The sequence below is a fragment of the Pseudomonas sp. PHC1 genome (genome assembly GCF_046487845.1).
Lineage (GTDB): Bacteria > Pseudomonadota > Gammaproteobacteria > Pseudomonadales > Pseudomonadaceae > Aquipseudomonas > Aquipseudomonas sputi.
This window is the reverse complement of the sequence record NZ_JBJXHJ010000005.1, coordinates 71,428-92,667: the sequence shown is the minus strand read 5'-3', so window position 1 is coordinate 92,667 and position 21,240 is coordinate 71,428. Positions and strand designations below refer to the sequence as shown.

Below are 21,240 nucleotides of genomic sequence, written 5' to 3'. Positions count from 1 at the left end.
CTATTCCAGCAAAAGGTGACGGGCGAGCCCTTCGATATAGGTTTCGTCCTGGCCGTTGGGGTGTGCTTCAAAGGCCAGGTGCAGGTATTCGTGAGTCAGGTCGAGGCGATCCTGCAAGGACAGCACGCCGCGCACGTAAATGCGCTGGCGTTCGCGGTCGACGAAGGGGCGGCCGAAGGCGAGTTTGCAGACGGCGAACGTGCTGACTTCGTTGTAGCCGGTTTCGCTTTCCAGCCTCGGGCGCCAGCCGCGCCGTTGTTTTTGCAGCCAGTCTTGCGCGGCGGGCAGCGCTTCGCAGGACGCCACCGGGTTGTCCCAGCGGCTGAGGCTGGCGCGCGGATAGGCGTGCAGCAGGATCGCGTCGTAACGCTGGCCGGCCTTGGCTTGCTCGACCGCTTGTTGCCAGGCGAGTTTGTCGGGGCCGGGTTGATCGGAGTGATAGGTGACGGTGCTGCCGGCCAGGACCAGATCCGCCGTCCATGCAGCGATATTGCGGGACTCGGCGGAAGCAGGTCGCGGGGCGACCCGTTGGCGGGTGCTGCTGTCATCGATGCTCAAACAGTCGCCGTTGCGCGTGGCGTTTTGCAGCAGATAGGTGCGGATCGCCACGGCGAGGGCTTTGGCGGCTTCGGCCGGTTCAGGCCTGGCTTCACGCTCCAGCACTCGGGCGACGTACTCCTCGCGATCCAGCCGGGCGACCAGTTTGTCGTTGAGCAGAAACAGCTCGCCGTCGCTGTGGATATCCAGCGCATTGCCGTTGGCGAATTCGACGCGGTAATCGCCCTGCAAAGGGCCGGAACCGACTACGCGCTCACCCGACAGCACCCGCGAAACCGGATAACGCGAGAACAGTCCGACCTCAACGCAGCGCCCCGCGTCCGCCGGCCATGATGCAGGCAACACCGTCGCCAACGCCGAACCGTAACGCCGCAACACCCTCTGACTGGTACCCCGGCCACCGGCCCAGATCGGCGAGCCGTCCGCCGTCCAGCCGGCGAATCCGCCCTGGCGTGATTGCGGGTCCTGATCGCCGAGCCAGCTCCAGGTTTTCACCCGCAAGCGCCCACCGAGTTCACCGACGACATTGCCGTCCGCCGCGTTCAGCACTACATCGAGCAGAACACGACGCATCTGATTCTGAGCCGGCAACAAAGACAAAACCTTCAGCAAGTCAGCCACGGAAACCCGAGTAGCCGGTTGCACCGATGGCAAATCCAGCAACCATGACGGCGCCTGTCGCGCCTGCCAATAGGTTCTCCAATCGTCAGCGGTTATACCCAACCGCGCCGGCTCGAAATACAGCCCGCAGGATTTCACCAGCGCCTGATCACGCTCGATCTTGCCGCCCGCGGTGCAGCAATAGACTTCTTCCTTCGACTGCCCGCGACATTCATAAGCAGGCTCGTGCGCACCGGTATCCACCAGCCACGCGTAGACAAACAGCTTCCACAGACTGCCCAGCGGCGTATCCAGCGACGAAGACAACGGCTCGCGAGCGATCAACTGCGTGGTGTTCAGCGACAGCAATTCGCCCTCGTAGGCCACGCGCAACGGTTCATCCTGCGCCGTCGCCAGCGCAGGAATCACACACATCAGCAGCCAGACCAGCGGCCGGGTCATGTCAGTTGACCGTGACCTGACCGAGGGCGGCTTTCGCTTCCCGGGCCTGATGCTGCGGCGCGTAGACCTGCGTGAAACGCACCGGCGGCAGGTTGAACTGACCTTTCTGCGAGAACCGCACCAGATGGCGCAGACGCCATTCGCCGCTCAGCGCATCCACCGGCACCGCGTAGGCCAGTTGGCCCGGTTCGAACCGTGCTTTCTCCAGCGCGGTCGGTTCAGTGCCGTCCTTGCCCTGCAACTTGATGCCCCAAGTCGTGCGCTCGACGTCGGCGCCCGGCGGCAGCGGCACTTCGAGCATGCCGTAGCGCAGCGGTTTCGGTGCCTTGCTGGAGAGGATCACTTCGTCCAGGTACAGGCTGTCGCTGGACAACGGCTTGCTGCCGACCGGCTCCAGTTTGAAGGTGAAGGCTGCGTCACCCGGCACCAGGCGCGACAGGCGACGGGTGATGGTCACCGCCATCGGATCGACCGCCGGTTGCTGAGTCTGGAAGCTCAGCGCCGCACGCAGTGGACGCTCCTGAATGCCCGACACCGTCAACACGCTCGGCACCGGCGCCGCCCCCTGCCACGTCCAGTACATCTCGCCGGTCGCGCCGTAGTTTTTCTTCCAGCCCTCGCCCGGTGCCAGCGCGATGGTCGGCGATGCCAGGGCGATGCTGCGTTGCAGCCAGGTCAGCGCCAGCGCCCGTTCGAGGGTCGATTGCTGCGGCAGCAGGCGTTGCAACAACGCTGTTGCACGCGCCTGATCGAACGGTTGCAGCGACAGGTTCAGCGCTTCGGCAAACGGCTGCGAACTGACGGCCAAGCGCTGTTGCGCAGCGCCCAACTGACGATTGAACGCATCTGGCAAAGCAACTTTCGACTGCGTGGCCACCGATGCGCTCAACACTCGCGCCGCCGCCAGACCGAGCGCCGAGTCCGGGTCGCTCATCACCAGACTGTCTTCGCCGTCGTCCATCAGGGTTTCGGCATTGCCTTCGCCAGCCTTGCCCAGATCGTCCATCAAGCCGCTGAGCAGCGTGTTGACCGGCAAGTGCATCTGTTTGGCAAACGACAGAATCAGCGCCCGTTGCAGCAACGGTGTATTCGGCGCCTGCTTGGCGTAAACCTCCAGCACCCGCTGCCAATGCTCCGGCGGCAGGCTCAGGTCCAGCACCTGGCTGGCGTTCCAATCAGCGTAATAGGCGTAAGCAGTGAGGAACGCGTCCGGTTCGCCGTCAAAGCCCCACCAGGTGAAGCTCGCCGACGGCCCGGCCATTTGCACCAGACGCAAGCGGCTGTTCTGCATGATCAGACGCAAGCGGTCGCGGATCTGCGGGCTCGACGCCAGCGACGGATAGGCGATGCTCAGCGGCAGCAAGCGGCTGGCGGTCTGTTCGACGCCGCCGTACGGATAGCTGAGCAGGTCGTCGAGGGCCGAACGGAACAGCGCTTGCGGGCTGTCATCCAGACGCAGGCGAATGTCGGTGGCGTCCGCCGGCAGGCTCAGCGGCGTGTCACCGCTGGCCACGTCGAGGCTCTGGGTCTGCGTCACCTGCCAGCCTTCGCCGGTGGCGGTCAGGCGCACAGCCAGGGCGTCGGCGGTCTTGCCGTCCTGCACCAGTTCCGCTGTCCATTCGCCCGTGGCCAGTGCGAAGGCCGGCAGCGGCAGGTAGTTGATGCCGTTGTTGAGCGTCACCGGCAGGCGCTGTTCGGCGCCGGCGTAATGCGTCACCAGCTCGGCCTTGACCGGTTTTTCGGCCTGACTGAAGGCGAACACGCCGAGTTGCGGCTGATCGCCCTTGCGGAATTTGCTCGGCCCGCTCCACTTCAGATACAGCGGTTTTTCCGAACGGACAAACTGCTTCTTCTGCCCGACCTGACCATCATCGGCCATCGCCCGCGCAGTGATGCGCCAGCGGGTCAGCGAGTCCGGCATCTTGAAGGTGAAGCGGGTCTTGCCGTCGGCGTCGGTCAGCAGCTCCGGTTGCCACGCGGCGGTGTCAACGTCTTCGCGACGCGGTCGCTCCAGCACTTTCACCCCGCGTTCGCTGCGGTTGGCCTTGCCGGGTGCCCCGGGGCTGCCCGGCAACGCCACGTCGTAACTGATGAACGACAGGCTGGCGCTGGTGCGCACGTTGTTGCGGCGCGGATGGTAGAAGAACTGGTCGATGGTCGGTGCGACTTCCGGTTGCAGCGCATAAACCATTTCATCCACGACGCTGACCGTCAGGTGCGCCGGCACAGCCTTGCCGGCGAACTGCGTGGTCAGGTCGACCGTCACGGTATCGCCCGGCTGATAGGTCTCTTTGTCGGTCTTGATCGCCACGTCGATCTGCGGCGCGACGACCTTGATCCCGGCGTTCTGGAAGCTGTACTGACCGCCCTTGGTGTACAGGACCGAGAACGTCAGGTTCGGCGCGAAGTTGTCCTTCACCGGAATGCGCGCGCGGTATTGGGTATCGCTGAGCTTTTCCAGTTTCAGCCAGTCACCGCCCTTGGCCAGCAGCGCGGTGGCTTCAACCTTGTCGCGCTCCAGTGACAGCAGTGCGTCACTGACCGGCTCCGGGAAAGTGATCAGCGCCAGCGCTTCGTCGCCAGCCTTGTACTCGGGTTTGTCGAGGACGATTTCCACGGTGCCTGGCACAGCCTTGACGCCGTCGCCGGTGACCGAATGACCGGTCGCACCGAGCACTCGGCCGTGCTGATCTTTCAGCGACAGGTTGTAGGTGCCCGGGCGCTCGAAAGCCACGCTGAAGCCTTTGTCTTTCGCTGTCAGTTTGCCTTCGCCGGTGGTCTGGTCTTCGAGGCGAACCCAGCTGTAGCCGCTCGGCACCACGGCCTGAGCCTGTTCGCTGCCACCTTCGTTGGCGTAGCTGAACGCGACCTTGTCACCGACTGCGCTGAAGCGCTGCGGCGCGCTCAGGCGGAAGCTGGCAGCACCGCGGTCGATGAGGATTTCCTTGGTGGTCTTGACCCGATACGCCGCGCCATCACTGGCAAACACGGTGAGCATGTAGCGGCTGGGTTTGTCGGCGGCCGGGAGATCGAGGGTCACGTTGCCCTTGCTGTCGGTGGTCAGTTCGGTGCTGGTCAGCTCCACCGGGAATTGCCCGAGGTATTGCAGCTCGTTGTCGACCATCGACAGTTGCTGGGCGCGCAGGCTCAGGGACAGTTTGGCATTGGCCACCGGTTTGCCGTCCGGGTACAGCAGCACCAGGCTGCCCTTCACCGGTTCGCCGGTGCGGTAATCCTGCTTGGCCAGGTTCAGCGAAATTTCGAAGTGCGGCTTGATGTACTCCGCCACCCGGAACGCGCTGCTGTAGGCCTGATCCTTATAGTTGAAATGCAGCTCATAACCACCGGCCACGGCGTTGTCCGGTAACTGGAAACGACCCTGGGTGCCAGCCTTGGAATCAAGTTTCAGATCAAGACGCTGCAACTCGGTGCCGGTCGCATCGAGCACGCTGACATTGACGTCCGCCGCACCCGGCAAGACCGAGTCCCGCGCATTCTTGAATTCGCGGCCGACGATTTTCAGCGACACCCAATCACCCGGGCGATACAGCGGTCGGTCGGTGAAGGCGTAGAGTTTGGTGTCGTAGATTTCGCTGTCGTAGTAGAAGTTTTCCGAGACGAACACCCCGCCCTCTTCGTCCTCGCCGATCACGAACGAACGCTCCGGGCTGACGTGTTTCAGGCGCAGCAAACCATCGGTGTCGGTGGCGCCGCTGCTCATCACGCCGAGGCCGTCGGTCCACAGCACATTGACCTTCGGCACCGAGCTGCCTTCGTGCTTGCGCGCAGCCCACACCAGCAATTCATCACCGGCAATCTTGCTCACCGCGACGGTGTTGGAAACGAAAACCATGGTCGTTGCGCGGTACTTGCCGATCAGCGCTTCAACCAGATACAGGCCCGGTTTCAGGTTACCCAGCGGGATGTACACGTTACCCGGTGCGACGCTGACGAACTCGCTGGAAGACCCGGCCAGGTTGACTCCGGTCGGCGGCTGGATCGGCTTCGCTTGCCACAGCGGATAACGGAACTGGCTGACCACCGGCAGACCCGGAATCAGGGCGAACTGCGGTTGCGCGTCGTACGGCGTCGGTGCGGCGATGGCATTGCCCATCTTCAGCTCCGGCACTTCTTCGGTGACCTGCTGGCGCGACTCGTAAGAGAACGCACGCTGCATCACCCGACGGGATTTGCGGTACCAGTTGTCCCACAAGTACGACAGGGTGTTGGACAGGCCTTCGCCCTTGAACTGGCCGTCGCTGACCACGCGGTGCAGGTTCTTCTGGCGCTTGAGGAAGTCCAGCGGCTTGTCGATCTTGTACACGCGGATGTCGGCGCCGCCGTAGGGCTCCATGCGGAATCGACGGTAGTCGCGACCCGGCGCCTCGAGGCGCACCACCGCCTGTTCATCGGCGGCGAAACTGCTGTCGGCCAGCAGGAAAAAGCTTTCACCGGAGACCGGCGTGTAGCCGCTCGGCTCGACAGTGTCCTCAGCATTCACGGCCGAAAAAGGCAGCACTGACAGCAACAGAAAGGGCAGTAAACGCAGCATGCGGGCACCGGTCATTGGGAGAGAAAATTCAGTCGATAGACGCCGATGAAGTTGGGGTTGGCTGCGTCGGGTATCCATCGGGTGTCCTTCCATGTCATGAGTTGCTGCAGGCTTGCCGAACGCATGCCGTTGTCGGTTGGGGTGGTCGTACCGGTGTGATAGGCGATGTAGCGGCCCATCCAGATCATCAGGTGCTGGTCATCGCCCTGATCGAAAAACATCAGATCGCCGGGCCGTGCCTGGGACACGTCGCGGCCGATCAGATGGCTGTTGAACTGAATCAGTTTGATCGCGTTGACGTAGGGCCCGACCTTGCCGCCGCCCTGCTGCCATTGCTGGGCGAGCTTGCGCTGATCGGCGCTCAGATCCAGTTCCGGCGGCAGGTAGCGGTTGGACACGCCGTTGCTACGCAGCCATTTGTCGTCATGGACTTTCAGCGCTTCGTTGGCGGCAAACCGCACCAGCCCGGCGCAGTCCTGCTGGTACCAGCGCGGGCTGGGGCCTTTGCTCAATTGTTCCTGGGCGATGCGCACGAACCAGGCGCGAAAGACCTGGGACTGCGCTGGATCCAGGGCCGGCGCTTCAACGGCTCGGGCCCCGGCGCTGAGCAACAGCGCCAGCAAGCCGAGGCTGCGGATCAACCCGGTCACAGCGCTTTCCACTCCAGCGGCAGCCATTGCCAGTGACCGTCAGGCTCGCTGCCTTCCGGCAGCGTCAGGGCGTATTTGCCCATGCCGCCGAGGGTGCGCAGTTTCGGGATCAGGTAGGTTTGCGCAGCGTTGTAGAACACCGGCTCCATGTCCTGCGGCAGGCTGTCGAGGGTTTCCTGCTGAATCAGTTGCGCCATCGAATCCGGGCCGAAGTAGATCGGCATCAGCACGTCTTTCGGCAACACATCGGCCATCGGCGGGAAGCGTTTGTCGAGGGTGCCGAGGGCCTTGTCGACCAGTTTGTCGTCGAGGGAAAACAGCAGCGTCGAACCGTGGCGCGCCAGGCTGACTTTCATGAAGGCACGGCCGGTGATTGCGTCCGGGTTCTCGGCATCCTTGGCCGCGTACGGGCCGAAATTGGAGCTGACCTGACGCTGCCAGAGGTGGCTCTGGCCTTCCTGTTTCTCGACCACCGGGAACGCGTGGTCGTCGACCTTGCTTTCATAGGCGCCGACCATCGAATCGAACAGCGTGCCGATCTCCGCGTCGAGTTTGCCGTTGTCTTCGTCGTTCAGACTGGCCACCAGCAAGGGCGTGTATAACCGCGAATCGGCGTACCAGCACAGGCCCGCCGCGCCGGCCACGTGCTCGGTGAGTGTCTGCGCCACGGCTTCTTCGGCGCCGAGCTTCACCAGCAACGGTTTCTGCGGTTCGGCGGCGACCGGCAAGGTCACGCAGGCACTGGCACCCAGCGGCATGGCTTGCCAGACCGGTTTGAAATCGAAGTCCGGCTGGTTTTCCAGTTCGTCCATCGCCAGATAGCTGTGCCAGCCCTTGTCGTCCATGTCGAAACGCAGGCCGGCGAAATTCGGGATGAAGCGCTGGTAACCCATGGCCAGGACGCTGGAATTGACCGACAGGCGCTGTTTGGTTTCAGGCGTCCTGGCCGGCAACCCGAACGCTTCGGGGAACAGTTTTTCACCGTTGAGCAGCGCCGCCAGCGCTTGCGGCGAAACGTGGCCGGACTCCTCGGAAGCACCACCTTCCGGGTCGTAGAATTTGGTCGGGTTGGACAGCACCACCAGTTTGTCGCCACGGGAGGCGAACAACAGGGATTTGCCGGCGTTGTAGGTCAGTTGATACAGCGGCACTTCATCGCCGCCGACTTTCAGAGTGCTGAACACGCTCAACTGCGAATCATCCAGCGCGACTTTCGCCAGCGGCTCCAGCACTTTGGCCAGCCCGCCGCGATCCATCACCAGCAGGAAATCCTTCAGCCGACCATCGGCGCCGCGCCACAACGCTACGTCAGCCGGTTGATCGAAGAGTTGCTCGATCAGGCTGTCCTGCAGTTTCAAGTCATGCTCGTAGATGATCCGCCGCAAACTGCCGATCAGCCCGAGGCGGTCGGCGTGGGTTTCGTAATAGAAGACGAAATCCTCGGTGAGCGTGGCCTTGAGAAACGGCACCGTCAGCAGGTCCTTGGGCAACTGGCTCAGGGAGCGGGTTTCCAGCAGCGCGTCCGGGCGGCTCAGGCCGAGCTTGTCGCTGGCCAACTCCGCCGCTGGCGCCTTGGGTTTGTGCATCAGCCATCCGAGCCCGCCCGCGACGCCGGCGACAAGGCACAGCCCGACCGCCAGCAACGGCCAGCGCCGGGAAGGTTTGCCGGCAGGTGTAACGGCGGCCGGTGCAGCAGTGTTATCGCTCATCTTTCCAGAACCCGAATTCATCCGTGGCGGGATGCTTAATAGTTGAAAGTCTTGACCAGCAGCAGATCACCGATGGCCCGCAGGGGCACGATGAACGTTTCGCGTTTTTCGTCGACGGTGTTTTCGTTGAGCACCAGCGTGATCTGCGAGGTGATCACCTCGTTCTGGTTGCTGGTCTCCTCGAAGTTATAGCCCCCGTTACCGAAGTTGCCCCAATAGTTGACGTAAACCAGATAGGTGCCGTGCAACGGCGCGGTCATGGTGAACATTTCCGGGCCGGGACCATCGACGCCGTCCGGATCGAGGCCGCCGCCGTTGCTCATCGCCGGGCGCGCCCAGAAGGCGTGCTGGCCGTCAGGCGTAATGACGTGCAGGTCGAGTTCGGCTTTAGGGTCGTCCCAACCGAGCACCACGCGGATCCGCGCCGGTGTGCGCAGGTTGTTGGCTTCGTAGAATTGAACACGCTTGAGCGACTGGCCGTCGGCACTGTTCACCTCGACGCTGTTGGAGCCGGCTCCGAACGCATACGGCCGGGCAAAACGTCCATCGTCGTCGGTGTACAGATTCAGTGGATTGCCATTCACCGCCAGGCTGTGGGGCGGGCGCAGATGCCCGAGCGCCTTGAGCTGGCCCTGGATCATCGTGCGATTGCGCTGAACGCCGCGATCAATCGGCGGCGTGGGGTAGGCGACCTGCGGGTTTTCCGTGCGATCGAGCAGCCCGTGATAGCGCCAGCCACCCACCGGCTCCGACAGCTCCGCGCTCGGCGCCGCCAGCAGCGCGGGCGCGCAGGCCAAGCCGATCAGCAGCAAAAGAAGTGAACGCATGTGATGCCTCCTGCCATGCCTGACGAAACCTTGCACCCGATCCTCGGCGCTTCACAGTGGGCGAGACTGCGTTTCGTCTGAAAGACCCGTGACTGTCGGGTCGTAGAAGGCGCGAAGGTTAGCGATTCGGCAGTTTTTTAACAATCGGATACATGTGGATTTGCGGTGGGAATCGCGCACATTGACGGGGCGTGAGCCGAATAGCGGACTTATTCGGCTCACAAAATGAGCCGAATAACTTTCGGGCCCGACAAGATCGATATCGACACCATGATGAAACGGCCACAACACCCCGCTCATTTGCCCATACCCCCCCTATCTGCTAGTGTCGCGCCGGTTTAACGTCAACCGGAATTAGCCGCCATGGCCCGCAAAAAAGCTGCACTGGATTTCGAACAGTCCCTCGCCGATCTGCAAACGCTGGTGGAGCGTCTGGAGAACGGTGAATTGTCGCTGGAGGACTCGCTGACCGCTTTCGAGCAGGGCATCGGCCTGACCCGTGACTGCCAGGCGGCGCTGGCCCAGGCCGAGCAGAAGGTCCAGGTGTTGCTGGAGCGCGATGGCGAGCTCGCCGAGGAACCCTTCGACGCGGATCAGCCAGAATGATTGCAGCGTATTCGGCCACCAGCCAGGCGCGGGTCAACGCGGCGCTGGAAACCCTGTTCAACGCCCCGCTGCCAGAACTGGCGCGCCTCTATGAAGCCATGCGCTACAGCGTGATGAACGGCGGCAAACGGGTGCGTCCGCTGCTGGCCTACGCGGCTTGCGAAGCCCTGGGCGGCAAGGCTGAACAGGCCAACGGCGCGGCCTGTGCGGTTGAGCTGATCCATGCGTATTCGCTGGTGCACGACGATTTGCCGGCGATGGACGACGACGACCTGCGTCGCGGCCAGCCAACCACTCACAAGAAATTCGACGAAGCCTGCGCGATTCTGGCCGGCGACGGCTTGCAGAGCCTGGCGTTCAGCGCCCTGCTCGACCCGCGCCTGAGCGACCTGAGCGCGGACATCCGCCTGCAACAGGTCACGGCGCTGGCGCACGCAGCGGGCCCGGCCGGCATGGTTGGCGGTCAGGCCATCGACCTCGGTTCGGTCGGCCTCAAGCTCGATCAGAAAGCCCTGGAACAGATGCACCGGCACAAGACCGGCGCGCTGATCGAAGTCAGCGTCAAGCTCGGCGCCCTGGCCTGCGGCCGTGCCGAAAAGGACGAACTCAAGTCCCTGCAGACTTACGCTCAGGCCATCGGTCTGGCGTTCCAGGTTCAGGACGACATCCTCGACGTCGAAAGCGATACCCAAACCCTCGGCAAGCGCCAGGGCGCCGACATCGCCCGCGACAAACCGACCTACCCGGCCCTGCTCGGTCTGGACGCGGCCAAGGCTTACGCGCTGGAACTGCGCGATCAGGCCCTGCACGCGCTGCGACCGTTTGACGCGGCTGCCGAGCCATTGCGCGATCTGGCCCGGTATATCGTCGACCGGCGCAACTGAAGGCTTATCTGCCAAAAAAGACCAACGCGTGGGCAGGGGGCGATGCATCAGGTAAACTGCCGCATCTTTTATACCTATAACGATTCGCCTGATGCCCACGACGTTTCATGAGATTCCCCGCAAGCGCCCGACCACGCCCCTGCTCGACCGCGCGAACACGCCGGACGGCCTGCGCCGGTTAGGCGAAGCCGAGCTGGAAACCCTGGCTGATGAGTTGCGCCTGGAATTGCTCTACACGGTCGGCCAGACCGGTGGGCATTTCGGTGCCGGCCTGGGCGTCATCGAGCTGACCATCGCGTTGCATTACGTCTTCGACACCCCGGACGACCGGCTGGTGTGGGACGTCGGTCATCAGGCCTATCCGCACAAGATCCTCACCGGTCGTCGCGAGCGCATGGAAACCCTGCGCCAGAAGGACGGCATCGCGGCCTTCCCGCGTCGCTCCGAGAGCGAGTACGACACCTTCGGCGTCGGCCACTCCAGCACCTCGATCAGCGCCGCGCTGGGCATGGCCATCGCCGCCCGCCTGCAGAACAGTGATCGCAAGGCGATTGCGGTGATCGGCGACGGTGCACTGACCGCCGGCATGGCGTTCGAAGCGCTGAACCACGCGCCGGAAGTCGACGCCAACATGCTGGTGATCCTCAACGACAACGACATGTCGATCTCGCGCAACGTCGGCGGGCTGTCGAACTATCTGGCGAAGATCCTTTCCAGTCGCACTTACGCGAGCATGCGTGAAGGCAGCAAAAAAGTGCTGTCGCGTCTGCCCGGTGCCTGGGAAATCGCCCGTCGTACCGAAGAATACGCCAAGGGCATGCTGGTTCCCGGCACCCTGTTCGAAGAGCTGGGCTGGAACTACATCGGCCCGATCGACGGCCACGACCTGCCGACCCTGATCGCCACCCTGCGCAACATGCGCGATCTGAAAGGCCCGCAGTTCCTGCACATCGTCACCAAGAAGGGCAAAGGCTTCGCCCCGGCGGAAGTCGACCCGATCGGTTACCACGCCATCACCAAGCTTGAACCGCTGGACGCCCCGGCCGCTGCGCCGAAAAAGGCCGGCGGGCCGAAGTATTCCGGCGTGTTCGGTGAATGGCTGTGCGACATGGCCGCTGCCGACCCGCGTCTGGTGGGCATCACCCCGGCGATGAAGGAAGGCTCGGATCTGGTGGCGTTCAGCGAACGTTTCCCGCTGCGCTACTTCGACGTGGCGATTGCCGAACAACACGCCGTGACCCTCGCCGCCGGCATGGCCTGCGAAGGCGCGAAACCGGTGGTGGCGATCTATTCGACGTTCCTGCAACGCGGTTACGACCAGTTGGTGCATGACGTCGCGGTGCAGAATCTCGACGTGCTGTTCGCCATCGACCGCGCCGGTCTGGTGGGCGAAGACGGCCCGACCCACGCCGGCAGCTTCGATCTTTCGTACCTGCGCTGCATCCCGGGCATGGTCATCATGACCCCGAGCGATGAAAACGAACTGCGCAAGATGCTCACTACCGGCCACCTGTACAACGGCCCGGCGGCGGTGCGCTACCCACGCGGCACCGGCCCGAACGCGACCATCGAGAAAGACCTCGAACCGATCGAGATCGGCAAGGGTGTGGTGCGTCGCCAGGGCAGCAAGGTCGCCCTGCTGGTGTTCGGCGTGCAAATGGCCGAAGCCCTGAAGGTCGGCGAAACGCTGGACGCTACCGTGGTCGACATGCGTTTCGTCAAACCGATGGATGACGCGTTGGTGCGCGAGATCGCCAACAGCCACGACCTGCTGGTGACCGTCGAAGAGAACGCGATCATGGGCGGCGCCGGTGGCGCGGTCAGCGAGTTTCTGGCCCGCGAGAACATCCTCAAATCGGTGCTGCACCTGGGCTTGCCGGACGTTTACGTCGAGCACGCCAAACCGGCACAGATGCTGGCCGAGTGCGGGCTGGATGAGGCGGGGATCGAAGCGGCGGTGCGTGAGCGCCTGGAGCTGCTTAACCGCTAACTCGCTGGATCAACGCAAAACCCCATGTGGGAGCGGGCTTGCTCGCGAAAGCGTCGGATCAGTCGATGATGAGTTGACTGACACTCCGCCTTCGCGAGCAAGCCCGCTCCCACATTTGATTTGTGAACACTTCAAGTGCCAACGGACCCCGATGAACCTCTCGCGTCTCGCCCTGCCCTTCCTGCTGCTGCCAACCGCCAACACCCTCGCCGACACCTTCGAACGCGACCAGGCCCTGAAGCTGCCGGACATGCTGATCAGCGCCAACCGCCAGGTCGAAGCGCGCAACGACAGCAGCGCCGCCAATACCGTGTTCACCCGCGAAGACATTGAGCGCCTGCAACCGCGCAGTGTCACCGACCTGCTGCAACGGGTGCCGGGCGTGCAAGTCGCACAAACCGGCGGGCGCGGCAGCCTGCCGGGGATCTACATTCGCGGCACACAATCGGCGCAAAGCCTGGTGCTGGTCGACGGCCAGCGCATCGGCAACTCGACGTCCGGCGACAGCAACCTGCAACACCTCAACATCGAGCAGATTGAACGCGTGGAAGTGCTGCGCGGTTCGCGTTCGGTGATCTACGGCAGCGATGCAATTGGCGGGGTGATCCAGATCTTCACCCGGCGCGGCGGCGAACAAGGCTCGCAGCCTCGGATGCATGTCGGATTCGGCAGTAACCACACCTGGGAACGCAGCGTCGGCCTGTCTGGTGGCGACGAGAAAACCCGTTTCAACCTCGGCGCCAGCCTCGATGAAACCGCCGGGATCGACCGCACCCACGAGTCGTACCCCAGCGACAGCGACCACGACGCCTATCGCAATAAATCCATCAGCCTGAGCCTCAGCCATGCACTGAGCGATGACATCGAAGTCGGCGCCAACCTGCTGGATAACCGGGGCAAAAGCGAGTTCGACAACCCGTTCGGGCGCTTCGACCCGGTGACATTCGACGCCCTCCAGCAGCAGCCTTACAGCGATTTCACCGTCAGCAGTTTCAGCAGCTACATCGATGCGCGGATCAACGAGCGTTGGAAGTCGCGCCTGGAACTCGGCCACAGCGAAAACCGCGAGAAGTCCTTCGACAAGCTCAGCGACGAACGCTCGGTGTTCAACACCTACCGCGACTCGGTGACCTGGCAGAACGACCTGACCCTCGATGCGCGCAACAGCCTGATCCTCGGCGGCGACTGGTACGAAGACCGGATCAACAGCAGCACCGCGTTCGACGAAGACAGCCGCTGGAACCGCGCAGCCTTCATCCAGCATCGCTTTCAGGCCGACAGCTTCTCCACCGAACTGGGCCTGCGCCGCGACGACAACCAGCAATTCGGTGGCCAGAACAGTTGGAGCGGCACACTGACGTTGCCGGTCAACCCGGACAACGATCTGTTGCTCAGCTACAGCGAAGGCTTCCGCGCGCCGACCTTCAACGATCTGTATTACCCGGATTTCAGCAACCCCGACCTGAAACCGGAAACCTCGAAAAGCTACGAGCTGCAATGGCGCAGCCAGTTGAGCGACAGCACTCGCCTCGAAGCCTCGCTGTATCGGACCGACCTGGAAGACGCGATCATCTTCGGCAGCAACTCACGCCCGGAAAACGTCGCCTCGGCGCGGATCAACGGCTTCGAAGCGGCGTTGAAGCAGGAGCTGTTCGGCTGGCAGAGCAACCTCGGCGTGGCGATCATCGATCCCCGCGACCGCGACACCGGCCACACCCTGGCCCGGCGTGCACGTCGCACCTTGAGCTGGGATCTGGACCGACAGTTCGATCGCCTTGGCCTCGGTGCCAGTTGGCAGGCCGTGAGCAGCAGTTATGACGACCTGAACAATCAGCAACCATTGGGCGGTTATGCACTGCTCGGACTGCGCAGCAGCTGGGCGTTGAACCGCGAGATCAAGCTGGACTTCAAGGTCGATAACCTGCTGGACAAGGGTTACAGCCGGGCGCTGTACAGCCATGACGGCAGTCAGTATGGCTATCACGAGGAAGGTCGGGCGTTCATGTTCGGCGTGACCTGGACGCCGCAGCGCTAACGATCTGGCGCGATCAGGTGGCAGAGTTTGGCGGTCGCCTCGATCATCTGCCCGCTCGGGCGCTCAAGGCCTTTGTCGGTGACCAGCAGCAATTGCCGATGCTTGACCGCTGCCACCTGTGGCCAGTCTTTCCACGCATCCAGTTGCGGCTGATCGCTGGCCAGAATCACCTCGGGATCACGCTGTAGAACCGCTTCGATGCTCACCTGCGGCGCGGGCAGGCTCAAATCGGCAAACACATTGCGCGCACCGCACACTTCAAGCGCATCGCTGATGATCTGTCCGCCACCGACGGTGTACAGCGGCTTGTCCCAGACCTGATAGAACACCCGCAACGGCACATTCCGCCAGTAGCGCTGGCGCAGCTCATCGAGGTTGCGCCGCAGCGCCCCGGCCCGTTCGATCCCACGTTCAGGACGACCGAGCTGTGACGCGATGGCTTCAATCTGCGCGGTCAGTTGTTCGAGACTGCGGGGTTCGGCAACCAACGTCGGGATGTTCAGGCGTTTGAGCTGATCGCGCTGAGCCGGGCCGACACTGCCAGGCCACAACAGCAACAAGTCAGGCTTGAGGCTGAGCAACCGTTCCATGTCGAGCTGGCCATAACGGCCCACCGACGGCACGTCCTTGATCGCGGATGGCCGCTCACCGGCATCCAGCACACCGACCAGCAGATCGGCCGAATCCAGTTCAACCACAATTTCAGACAGAGATGGCGCGAGGCTGACCACCCGCAGGGCGGCCAGCGTTTCACCGCTGACGGCCAGCAGCAGAACCGCCAGCCAGAGACGACGCATCAAGCGAGTTGACGCGGGATACGATAGAGGTAAAACAGCACCGCCGTGGACAGCGCCAGCAACATCAGCGGCACTGCTTCAAGGCCGACAAACACTGCCAGCGCGCCAATCCATGCCGGCAGCGCCGCGACCACGAATGCACTGCGAAGGCATGCGGCCAGGGCGATCCAGGCAGCGGGTTCTTCAGGGGTATCGAGGGCTTTTTGTGTGGCGATCAGCGCGTGCTTGTAGCGTCCGAAAAACTTCAGGCTGACAAACATCGAGGCCATGCCAGCGATAAACAAAGGCATCGCCAGCACCGGCAGAATCGCCTCGCCCTGGCCGAATACACCGTTGATCACGAACAGCGGCACCAGTGCCAGCGCCAAGTATTTCCACCAGGCGATCGACAGACGGCGCCGCACCTGCCCACGGGTCACGCCCGGTCTACCTCGCCCTGATGCTCGTTGCCCATCATGTGGTCGAGCTTGCTGGCCTTGGTCGCCAGATAGAGCTTGTTGTGCGGGTTGTGACCGGTGTGCAGCGGCACGCGCTCGGCGACGACGATCCCCATGTCGGTCAAGGCTTTGACCTTGCGCGGGTTGTTGGTCATCAGACGCAGGGATTTGACGCCCAGATGCTCGAGCATCGGCAGGCACATGGCGTAGTCACGCTGGTCGGCGGCAAAGCCCAGACGCTCGTTGGCCTCGACGGTGTCGGCGCCGCCGTCCTGCAGTTCGTAGGCACGGATCTTGTTCAGAAGACCGATGCCGCGCCCTTCCTGACGCAGGTACAGCAACACGCCACGGCCTTCGCGAGCGATGGCCTTGAGGGCGCCTTCGAGTTGCGAACCGCAGTCGCAACGCTGGCTGAACAAGGCATCGCCGGTCAGGCATTCGGAGTGCAGACGGCCGAGTACCGGGGCACCGTCGGCAATCTCGCCCAGGCTCAGCACAACGTGCTCGCGGCCGGTGGCTTCATCGAGAAAACCGTGCATGGTGAATTGCGCAAAAGGCGTTGGCAGCTTGGAAGCGGCGACAAAAACGACAGGCACCGGTGTGCTCCTGATCTGAAAAGTCCGAGATTCGCTGGGCGGCATTGTAACAGCAGGTTCCCGCAGGCGCTTAGGCTGAATTATCGGGGATAACTATCAAAAAGTTTGATGACAGGCTCGGCCTTGTCGCGCTCATTCGAAGGGATACGGCTGCTTCCAGTGCTCGAAAACCGGCTTCAACTCACCGCTTTTCACCAGTTGTTCCATGCGCCGATCGTACAGCGACATCAGCGCCCGTCCTTGCGGGGTGTCGGCGAACCCGAGGTACAGCGGCAATTCCGCCAGATGTGAATAACGGTACTGCGAAGGATCGGCGGCGTTTCGCAGCACCGCTTCGATTTCCGTCAGCGCATCGATGTAGTAATCCGCCCGCCCTTGCTTGAGCATCGACAGGATCCCGGTGCGGCGCTCGATCTGGTTGAAGCGTTTGACGTTCGGCAGGTAGGTTTCGTAGCGATAGCCGCGCACCCAGGCCAGTCGGTACTTGCCCAGTGTCGCCTGAGTCGGCGATGGACTGCTGGCAAGACCCAGTGCGTAGATGTGGTCGGAATCGAAATTCCATTTCGGGTACAGCACCTGCTCGGCTTCACCGCGATAGGAGCCGACCAATGCGTCGACTTCCCTCAACTGCACCAGCCCGACCGAGCGGGTGTAGGGCACGGTGCGAATATCCAGGGTCACGCCGGCCGGCTCGAACACTTTGCGCAACACATCCCAGCCCAGGCCATGGCCATCGGCGGCGGTGTAGTCCTCCCAGTCTTCACTGGCCAGGTGGATGACCGACGGCGGCGCGTCCTGTGCCTGGGCCATGGCGCCCAGCAAGGTCAAAAGCACTATCGCCAACCACCGTCGAGTCATCCCTGTGCCCCTCATCCACGCCTGGAAATCAGGCGAAAACCCACACCAGTCCCTGCATCGCCAGCCAGGCAAACACGCCGGCCAGCACGTCGTCGAGCATGATGCCGACGCCGCCGTGCACATGCCGGTCGATCCAGCGGATCGGCCATGGTTTGAGAATGTCGAAGAAGCGGAACATCAGGAACCCGGCGAGCAACCAGTACCAGCCTTCCGGCACCAGCCACAGGGTGATCCACATCCCGACCATTTCGTCCCAGACGATGCCTTCGTGGTCGTGCACCCGCAGATCGTCGGCCACTTTGCCGCACAGCCAGAAGCCGAACAGCATGGTGATCCCGAGCATCAGCCAGTACCCCCAGTCGGGCAGCATCTGCCACAACGGGATGAAGGGCAGCGCAACTAACGAGCCCCAGGTGCCCGGCGCCTTGGGCAAGGTGCCCGAGCCGAAGCCGAACGCCAGGAAATGCCAGGGATTGCGCCAGACCGACGGCGGAACGAATTCGGCCGGAACCTGTTTCGGGTGATCTGTCACGGTGACTCCTGAAAATGTTGATAACCCCGGATGTGCGGGGTGATGTCGTGCCCGTCGCGGTCCAGCAGCACCACGCCCTGCCCTTGCGTCACGCGACCGATCACATGGATCGGCCGGCCATCGGCGAGCAGCGCCGGCAACTCGCCGGAAGGCAGCGTAAAGGCCAGCACGTAATCATCGCCACCGCTCAACGCCGCACGTTCGGCGCCGCGCTGACCGAGAAACGCCACCAGTGCGTCCGACAACGGAACACGCTCGCGCTCGACTTCAAGGCGAACCTTCGAGGCCAGTGCAATGTGACCACAATCGGCGAGCAGGCCATCGGAGATGTCCAGCGCCGAAGTGGCCTTGCCACGCAGCGCCTGACCGAGGGCGAGTTGCGGTTGCGGCGACCAGTAATGATCAAGCAGCGGTTGGGCGATGTGTGGTTCGGCGTCTCGCTGCCCCAGCACCAGCGGCAAGGCCCCGGCGGCATTGCCCAGCTCACCGCCGACACACAGCAGATCGCCCGGCTGTGCGCCGCTGCGGGTCAGCGCTTTGCCGGCCGGGACGCGACCGAACACAGTGACGGTCAGACTCAACGGCCCGCGAGTCGTGTCGCCGCCAACCAGCGCCACGCCACAGCCCTGCGCCATGCGGTTCAAACCGTGGGCATAAGCTTGCAACCAATCGGCGGTCACCGTCGGCAAGGTCAGGGCAAGGGTAAAGGCGACGGGCGTGGCGCCCATGGCAGCGAGGTCGCTGACCGCCACAGCCAGCGAGCGCTGACCGAGCAGAAACGGATCGCAGGGATCGGCGAAATGCACGCCGGCCACCAGCGTATCGGTGGAAACCGCCAGCTGTTCCCCGGAAGGAACCGCCAGCAAGGCGCAGTCGTCGCCGATCCCCAGTGCAACGCCTTCGCCGCCCTGCGCACAAGGCGCGGCGGCAAAGAAATTGCGGATCAGCTCAAACTCGCCCATGGCTGAGAAAAAGTATTCAAGCGCGGATCAGCGCTTGAACGCCTTCACTTCAGCTTCACGCAGGCGCGGAGCCAGCTTGTCGAGCACGCCGTTGACGAACTTGTGGCCGTCGGTCGAACCGAACACCTTGGCCAGCTCGATACCTTCGTTGATCACAACGCGGTATGGCACGTCGACGCGCTTGAGCAGTTCCCAGGTGGACAGGCGCAGAACCGCCAGTTCAACCGGGTCCAGCTCTTCGATCGCCAGGTCCAGGCACGGCGTGAGCGCGGTGTCGATTTCAGTCTTGAACTGCGGAACCCCGTGCAGGATTTCGCGGAAGTAAGCACCGTCGACATCGGTGAAATCGTTATCGACCCGAAACTGCGCTTCGATCTCGTTCAACGACTGCCGAGCCATGTGCCATTGATACAGGGCCTGGGTCGCGAGCTGACGGGCTTCGCGGCGCTTGGCGCTCTTCGATGGCTTGCCGGCATCCGCAGGTTTCGGATCGCGCGGGTTGAAACGATCGCTTTCGTCGCTAATCACTTGGCCTCCAACTGCGCCAGCAGGCTGACCATTTCCAGAGCGGACAGGGCAGCTTCAGCACCTTTGTTGCCGGCCTTGGTGCCGGAACGTTCGATGGCTTGCTCGATGGAATCAACGGTCAGGACGCCGAAAGCGACCGGTACGCCGAATTCCATGGACACCTGGGCCAGGCCCTTGGTGCACTCGCCCGCCACGTATTCGAAGTGCGGAGTGCCGCCACGAATGACCGCGCCCAGGGCGATGATTGCTGCGAACTCGCCTTTCTGGGCGACTTTCTGCGCAACCAGCGGGATTTCGAAGGCGCCAGGTGCGCGGATGATGGTGATGTCGCTTTCGCTCACGCCGTGGCGAACCAGGGCATCAACTGCACCGCTGACCAGGCTTTCAACCACGAAGCTGTTGAAACGGCCCACTACCAAAGCGTAGCGGCCTTTAGGGGCGATGAAGGTACCTTCGATGGTCTTCAGGGTCATTCGTCAGATCTCTTAAAGAGCCGGGACGCGTCTGTTTCGCGTCCCTCAGTGATTTATTTGCCGCGAATACAGGGCCGGAAACAACCGGTCATTATTCGGAGGGCACGTATTCTACAACTTCCAGATCGAAACCGGATATCGCATTGAACTTCATCGGGGCCGACATCAGGCGCATTTTGCGCACGCCAAGGTCACGCAGGATCTGCGAACCGGCACCGACGATGCTGTAGGTGGTCGGTTTTTTCGGCGCTGCCTGATCGCCGGTTTCGCGGATGTGCGCCAGCAGCACGTCGCCATCGAGCGGGTGACCGAGCAACAGCACCACGCCGCTGCCGGCCTCGGCGACCGCAGCCATGGCGGCGCGCAGGCTCCAGCGGCCCGGTTGCTTGACCATCAGCAGGTCGCGCAGCGGATCCATGTTGTGCACCCGAACCAGGGTCGGCTCTTCGGCGCAAACGGTGCCCAGGGTCAGTGCCATGTGCACGTCGCCTTCCACGGAATCACGATAGGTCACCAGATTGAATTGGCCCAGTTCGCTGTCCAGCGGCTGCTCGGCAATCCGCTGAACGGTACGTTCGTGGATCATCCGGTAGTGAATCAGGTCGGCGATGGTGCCGATCTTGATGTTGTGCTCGGCGGCGAAGGCTTCCAGCTCGGCGCGACGGGACATGGTGCCGTCGTCGTTCATCACTTCGCAGATCACGCCGCTCGGCTCGAAACCGGCCATGCGCGCCAGGTCGCAGGCGGCTTCGGTGTGACCGGCGCGGGCCAGGGTGCCACCGGCCTGGGCCATCAGCGGGAAGATGTGGCCCGGGCTGACGATGTCTTCGGCTTTCGCGTCTTTCGCGGCGGCCGCTTGCACAGTGCGTGCGCGGTCGGCGGCAGAAATACCGGTGGTCACGCCTTCAGCCGCTTCAATCGATACGGTGAACTTGGTGCCGAAACCGGAACCGTTACGCGGCGCCATCAGCGGCAGCTTCAAGGTTTCGCAACGCTCGCGGCTCATCGGCATGCAGATCAGGCCACGGGCGTACTTGGCCATGAAGTTGATGTGCTCGGCCTTGCAGCATTCGGCGGCCATGATCAGGTCGCCTTCGTTCTCGCGGTCTTCGTCATCCATGAGGATGACCATCTTGCCTTGGCGGATGTCTTCAACCAGTTCTTCGATGCTATTGAGCGCCACA

The 21,240-nt window shown here is 63.0% G+C and carries 18 protein-coding genes; 4 read left to right on the top strand and 14 right to left on the bottom strand.

Translation table 11 applies throughout. The features are described 5' to 3' along the window. Genes ACKJSM_RS09275 through ACKJSM_RS09255 form a run of 5 tightly spaced genes read right to left on the bottom strand, consistent with a single transcriptional unit; the run spans position 1 to position 9,358 of the window. The gene (locus tag ACKJSM_RS09275; RefSeq protein WP_410237268.1) at positions 1 to 1,620 is read right to left on the bottom strand and encodes a DUF2300 domain-containing protein; all 1,620 of its coding nucleotides are present in this window, start codon (positions 1,618 to 1,620) and stop codon (positions 1 to 3) included. Position 1,621: 1 nt separating this feature from the next. Next, the gene (locus ACKJSM_RS09270; protein ID WP_410237267.1) at positions 1,622 to 6,187 is read right to left on the bottom strand and encodes an alpha-2-macroglobulin family protein; all 4,566 of its coding nucleotides are present in this window, start codon (positions 6,185 to 6,187) and stop codon (positions 1,622 to 1,624) included. Next, positions 6,184 to 6,849 (bottom strand): DUF1175 domain-containing protein, encoded by a 666-nt coding sequence (locus tag ACKJSM_RS09265; protein WP_236194171.1) that lies wholly within the window; start codon positions 6,847 to 6,849, stop codon positions 6,184 to 6,186. Before ACKJSM_RS09265 ends, ACKJSM_RS09270 begins: the two co-directional genes overlap by 4 nt. Continuing rightward, complete coding sequence (locus ACKJSM_RS09260; protein ID WP_410237266.1) at positions 6,819 to 8,531, bottom strand: DUF2138 domain-containing protein; 1,713 nt, start codon at positions 8,529 to 8,531, stop codon at positions 6,819 to 6,821. Before ACKJSM_RS09260 ends, ACKJSM_RS09265 begins: the two co-directional genes overlap by 31 nt. 35 nt (positions 8,532 to 8,566) lie before the next feature. Beyond that, a complete protein-coding gene (locus tag ACKJSM_RS09255) occupies positions 8,567 to 9,358 on the bottom strand; it encodes a YfaP family protein (RefSeq protein WP_410237265.1) in 792 nt (263 codons plus the stop codon). A 363-nt stretch (positions 9,359 to 9,721) separates the two neighbouring features. Here ACKJSM_RS09255 and ACKJSM_RS09250 point away from each other — a divergent pair, with 363 nt between their 5' ends. The 4 genes from ACKJSM_RS09250 (at position 9,722) to ACKJSM_RS09235 (ending at position 14,873) form a co-directional block, all read left to right on the top strand. After that, positions 9,722 to 9,964 (top strand): exodeoxyribonuclease VII small subunit, encoded by a 243-nt coding sequence (locus ACKJSM_RS09250; RefSeq protein WP_007894317.1) that lies wholly within the window; start codon positions 9,722 to 9,724, stop codon positions 9,962 to 9,964. Continuing rightward, positions 9,961 to 10,848 carry a (2E,6E)-farnesyl diphosphate synthase gene (gene ispA, locus ACKJSM_RS09245; RefSeq protein WP_236180198.1) on the top strand — a complete coding sequence of 296 codons (888 nt, stop codon included), beginning with the start codon at positions 9,961 to 9,963 and terminating at the stop codon, positions 10,846 to 10,848. Before ACKJSM_RS09250 ends, ispA begins: the two co-directional genes overlap by 4 nt. Before the next feature lie 91 nt (positions 10,849 to 10,939). Then, positions 10,940 to 12,838: a 1-deoxy-D-xylulose-5-phosphate synthase gene (dxs, locus tag ACKJSM_RS09240; protein WP_236180196.1), complete on the top strand. Its 1,899-nt coding sequence runs from the start codon at positions 10,940 to 10,942 to the stop codon at positions 12,836 to 12,838. Between the two features lie 151 nt (positions 12,839 to 12,989). Continuing rightward, positions 12,990 to 14,873, top strand: coding sequence for a TonB-dependent receptor domain-containing protein (locus tag ACKJSM_RS09235; RefSeq protein ID WP_410237264.1), 1,884 nt, complete (start codon positions 12,990 to 12,992; stop codon positions 14,871 to 14,873). Here the strand turns inward: ACKJSM_RS09235 and ACKJSM_RS09230 are convergent. From ACKJSM_RS09230 to ribBA, 9 genes are all read right to left on the bottom strand, one after another. Continuing rightward, entirely contained in the window at positions 14,870 to 15,670 is an 801-nt protein-coding gene (locus ACKJSM_RS09230; RefSeq protein WP_410237263.1) for a cobalamin-binding protein, read from the bottom strand. The genes ACKJSM_RS09235 and ACKJSM_RS09230 overlap by 4 nt on opposite strands. Continuing rightward, on the bottom strand, positions 15,670 to 16,089 hold the full coding sequence (locus tag ACKJSM_RS09225; RefSeq protein WP_236180191.1) for an MFS transporter: 420 nt from the start codon (positions 16,087 to 16,089) through the stop codon (positions 15,670 to 15,672). Before ACKJSM_RS09225 ends, ACKJSM_RS09230 begins: the two co-directional genes overlap by 1 nt. Continuing rightward, positions 16,086 to 16,703 (bottom strand): GTP cyclohydrolase II, encoded by a 618-nt coding sequence (gene ribA / locus ACKJSM_RS09220; RefSeq protein ID WP_007955551.1) that lies wholly within the window; start codon positions 16,701 to 16,703, stop codon positions 16,086 to 16,088. The genes ACKJSM_RS09225 and ribA overlap by 4 nt, the downstream gene beginning before the upstream one ends. Positions 16,704 to 16,835: 132 nt before the next feature. Then, entirely contained in the window at positions 16,836 to 17,561 is a 726-nt protein-coding gene (locus ACKJSM_RS09215; protein WP_410237262.1) for a substrate-binding periplasmic protein, read from the bottom strand. Between the two features lie 28 nt (positions 17,562 to 17,589). Further along, entirely contained in the window at positions 17,590 to 18,093 is a 504-nt protein-coding gene (locus ACKJSM_RS09210; protein ID WP_127651238.1) for a phosphatidylglycerophosphatase A, read from the bottom strand. Beyond that, positions 18,090 to 19,055, bottom strand: a complete 966-nt coding sequence (gene thiL / locus ACKJSM_RS09205) for a thiamine-phosphate kinase (RefSeq protein ID WP_410237261.1) — start codon at positions 19,053 to 19,055, stop codon at positions 18,090 to 18,092. The genes ACKJSM_RS09210 and thiL overlap by 4 nt, the downstream gene beginning before the upstream one ends. Before the next feature lie 27 nt (positions 19,056 to 19,082). After that, the gene (gene nusB / locus ACKJSM_RS09200) at positions 19,083 to 19,583 is read right to left on the bottom strand and encodes a transcription antitermination factor NusB (protein WP_024014489.1); all 501 of its coding nucleotides are present in this window, start codon (positions 19,581 to 19,583) and stop codon (positions 19,083 to 19,085) included. Then, the gene (gene ribE, locus ACKJSM_RS09195) at positions 19,580 to 20,056 is read right to left on the bottom strand and encodes a 6,7-dimethyl-8-ribityllumazine synthase (RefSeq protein ID WP_003228649.1); all 477 of its coding nucleotides are present in this window, start codon (positions 20,054 to 20,056) and stop codon (positions 19,580 to 19,582) included. The genes nusB and ribE overlap by 4 nt, the downstream gene beginning before the upstream one ends. A gap of 91 nt (positions 20,057 to 20,147) precedes the next feature. Next, on the bottom strand, positions 20,148 to 21,239 hold the full coding sequence (gene ribBA, locus ACKJSM_RS09190; protein ID WP_039771922.1) for a bifunctional 3,4-dihydroxy-2-butanone-4-phosphate synthase/GTP cyclohydrolase II: 1,092 nt from the start codon (positions 21,237 to 21,239) through the stop codon (positions 20,148 to 20,150). Position 21,240: the final 1 nt, after the last annotated feature.

What these genes read in the sequence shown, in the direction of transcription:
- ispA (WP_236180198.1), top strand. Translation starts at nt 9,961, where the DNA reads ATGATTGCAGCGTATTCGGCCACCAGCCAGGCGCGGGTCAACGCGGCG.
- thiL (WP_410237261.1), bottom strand. Translation starts at nt 19,055, where the DNA reads ATGGGCGAGTTTGAGCTGATCCGCAATTTCTTTGCCGCCGCGCCTTGT.
- ACKJSM_RS09215 (WP_410237262.1), bottom strand. Translation starts at nt 17,561, where the DNA reads ATGACTCGACGGTGGTTGGCGATAGTGCTTTTGACCTTGCTGGGCGCC.
- ACKJSM_RS09260 (WP_410237266.1), bottom strand. Translation starts at nt 8,531, where the DNA reads ATGAGCGATAACACTGCTGCACCGGCCGCCGTTACACCTGCCGGCAAA.
- dxs (WP_236180196.1), top strand. Translation starts at nt 10,940, where the DNA reads ATGCCCACGACGTTTCATGAGATTCCCCGCAAGCGCCCGACCACGCCC.
- ACKJSM_RS09235 (WP_410237264.1), top strand. Translation starts at nt 12,990, where the DNA reads ATGAACCTCTCGCGTCTCGCCCTGCCCTTCCTGCTGCTGCCAACCGCC.
- ACKJSM_RS09255 (WP_410237265.1), bottom strand. Translation starts at nt 9,358, where the DNA reads ATGCGTTCACTTCTTTTGCTGCTGATCGGCTTGGCCTGCGCGCCCGCG.
- ribE (WP_003228649.1), bottom strand. Translation starts at nt 20,056, where the DNA reads ATGACCCTGAAGACCATCGAAGGTACCTTCATCGCCCCTAAAGGCCGC.
- ACKJSM_RS09270 (WP_410237267.1), bottom strand. Translation starts at nt 6,187, where the DNA reads ATGACCGGTGCCCGCATGCTGCGTTTACTGCCCTTTCTGTTGCTGTCA.
- ACKJSM_RS09230 (WP_410237263.1), bottom strand. Translation starts at nt 15,670, where the DNA reads ATGCGTCGTCTCTGGCTGGCGGTTCTGCTGCTGGCCGTCAGCGGTGAA.
- ACKJSM_RS09265 (WP_236194171.1), bottom strand. Translation starts at nt 6,849, where the DNA reads ATGGCTGCCGCTGGAGTGGAAAGCGCTGTGACCGGGTTGATCCGCAGC.
- ACKJSM_RS09275 (WP_410237268.1), bottom strand. Translation starts at nt 1,620, where the DNA reads ATGACCCGGCCGCTGGTCTGGCTGCTGATGTGTGTGATTCCTGCGCTG.
- ACKJSM_RS09250 (WP_007894317.1), top strand. Translation starts at nt 9,722, where the DNA reads ATGGCCCGCAAAAAAGCTGCACTGGATTTCGAACAGTCCCTCGCCGAT.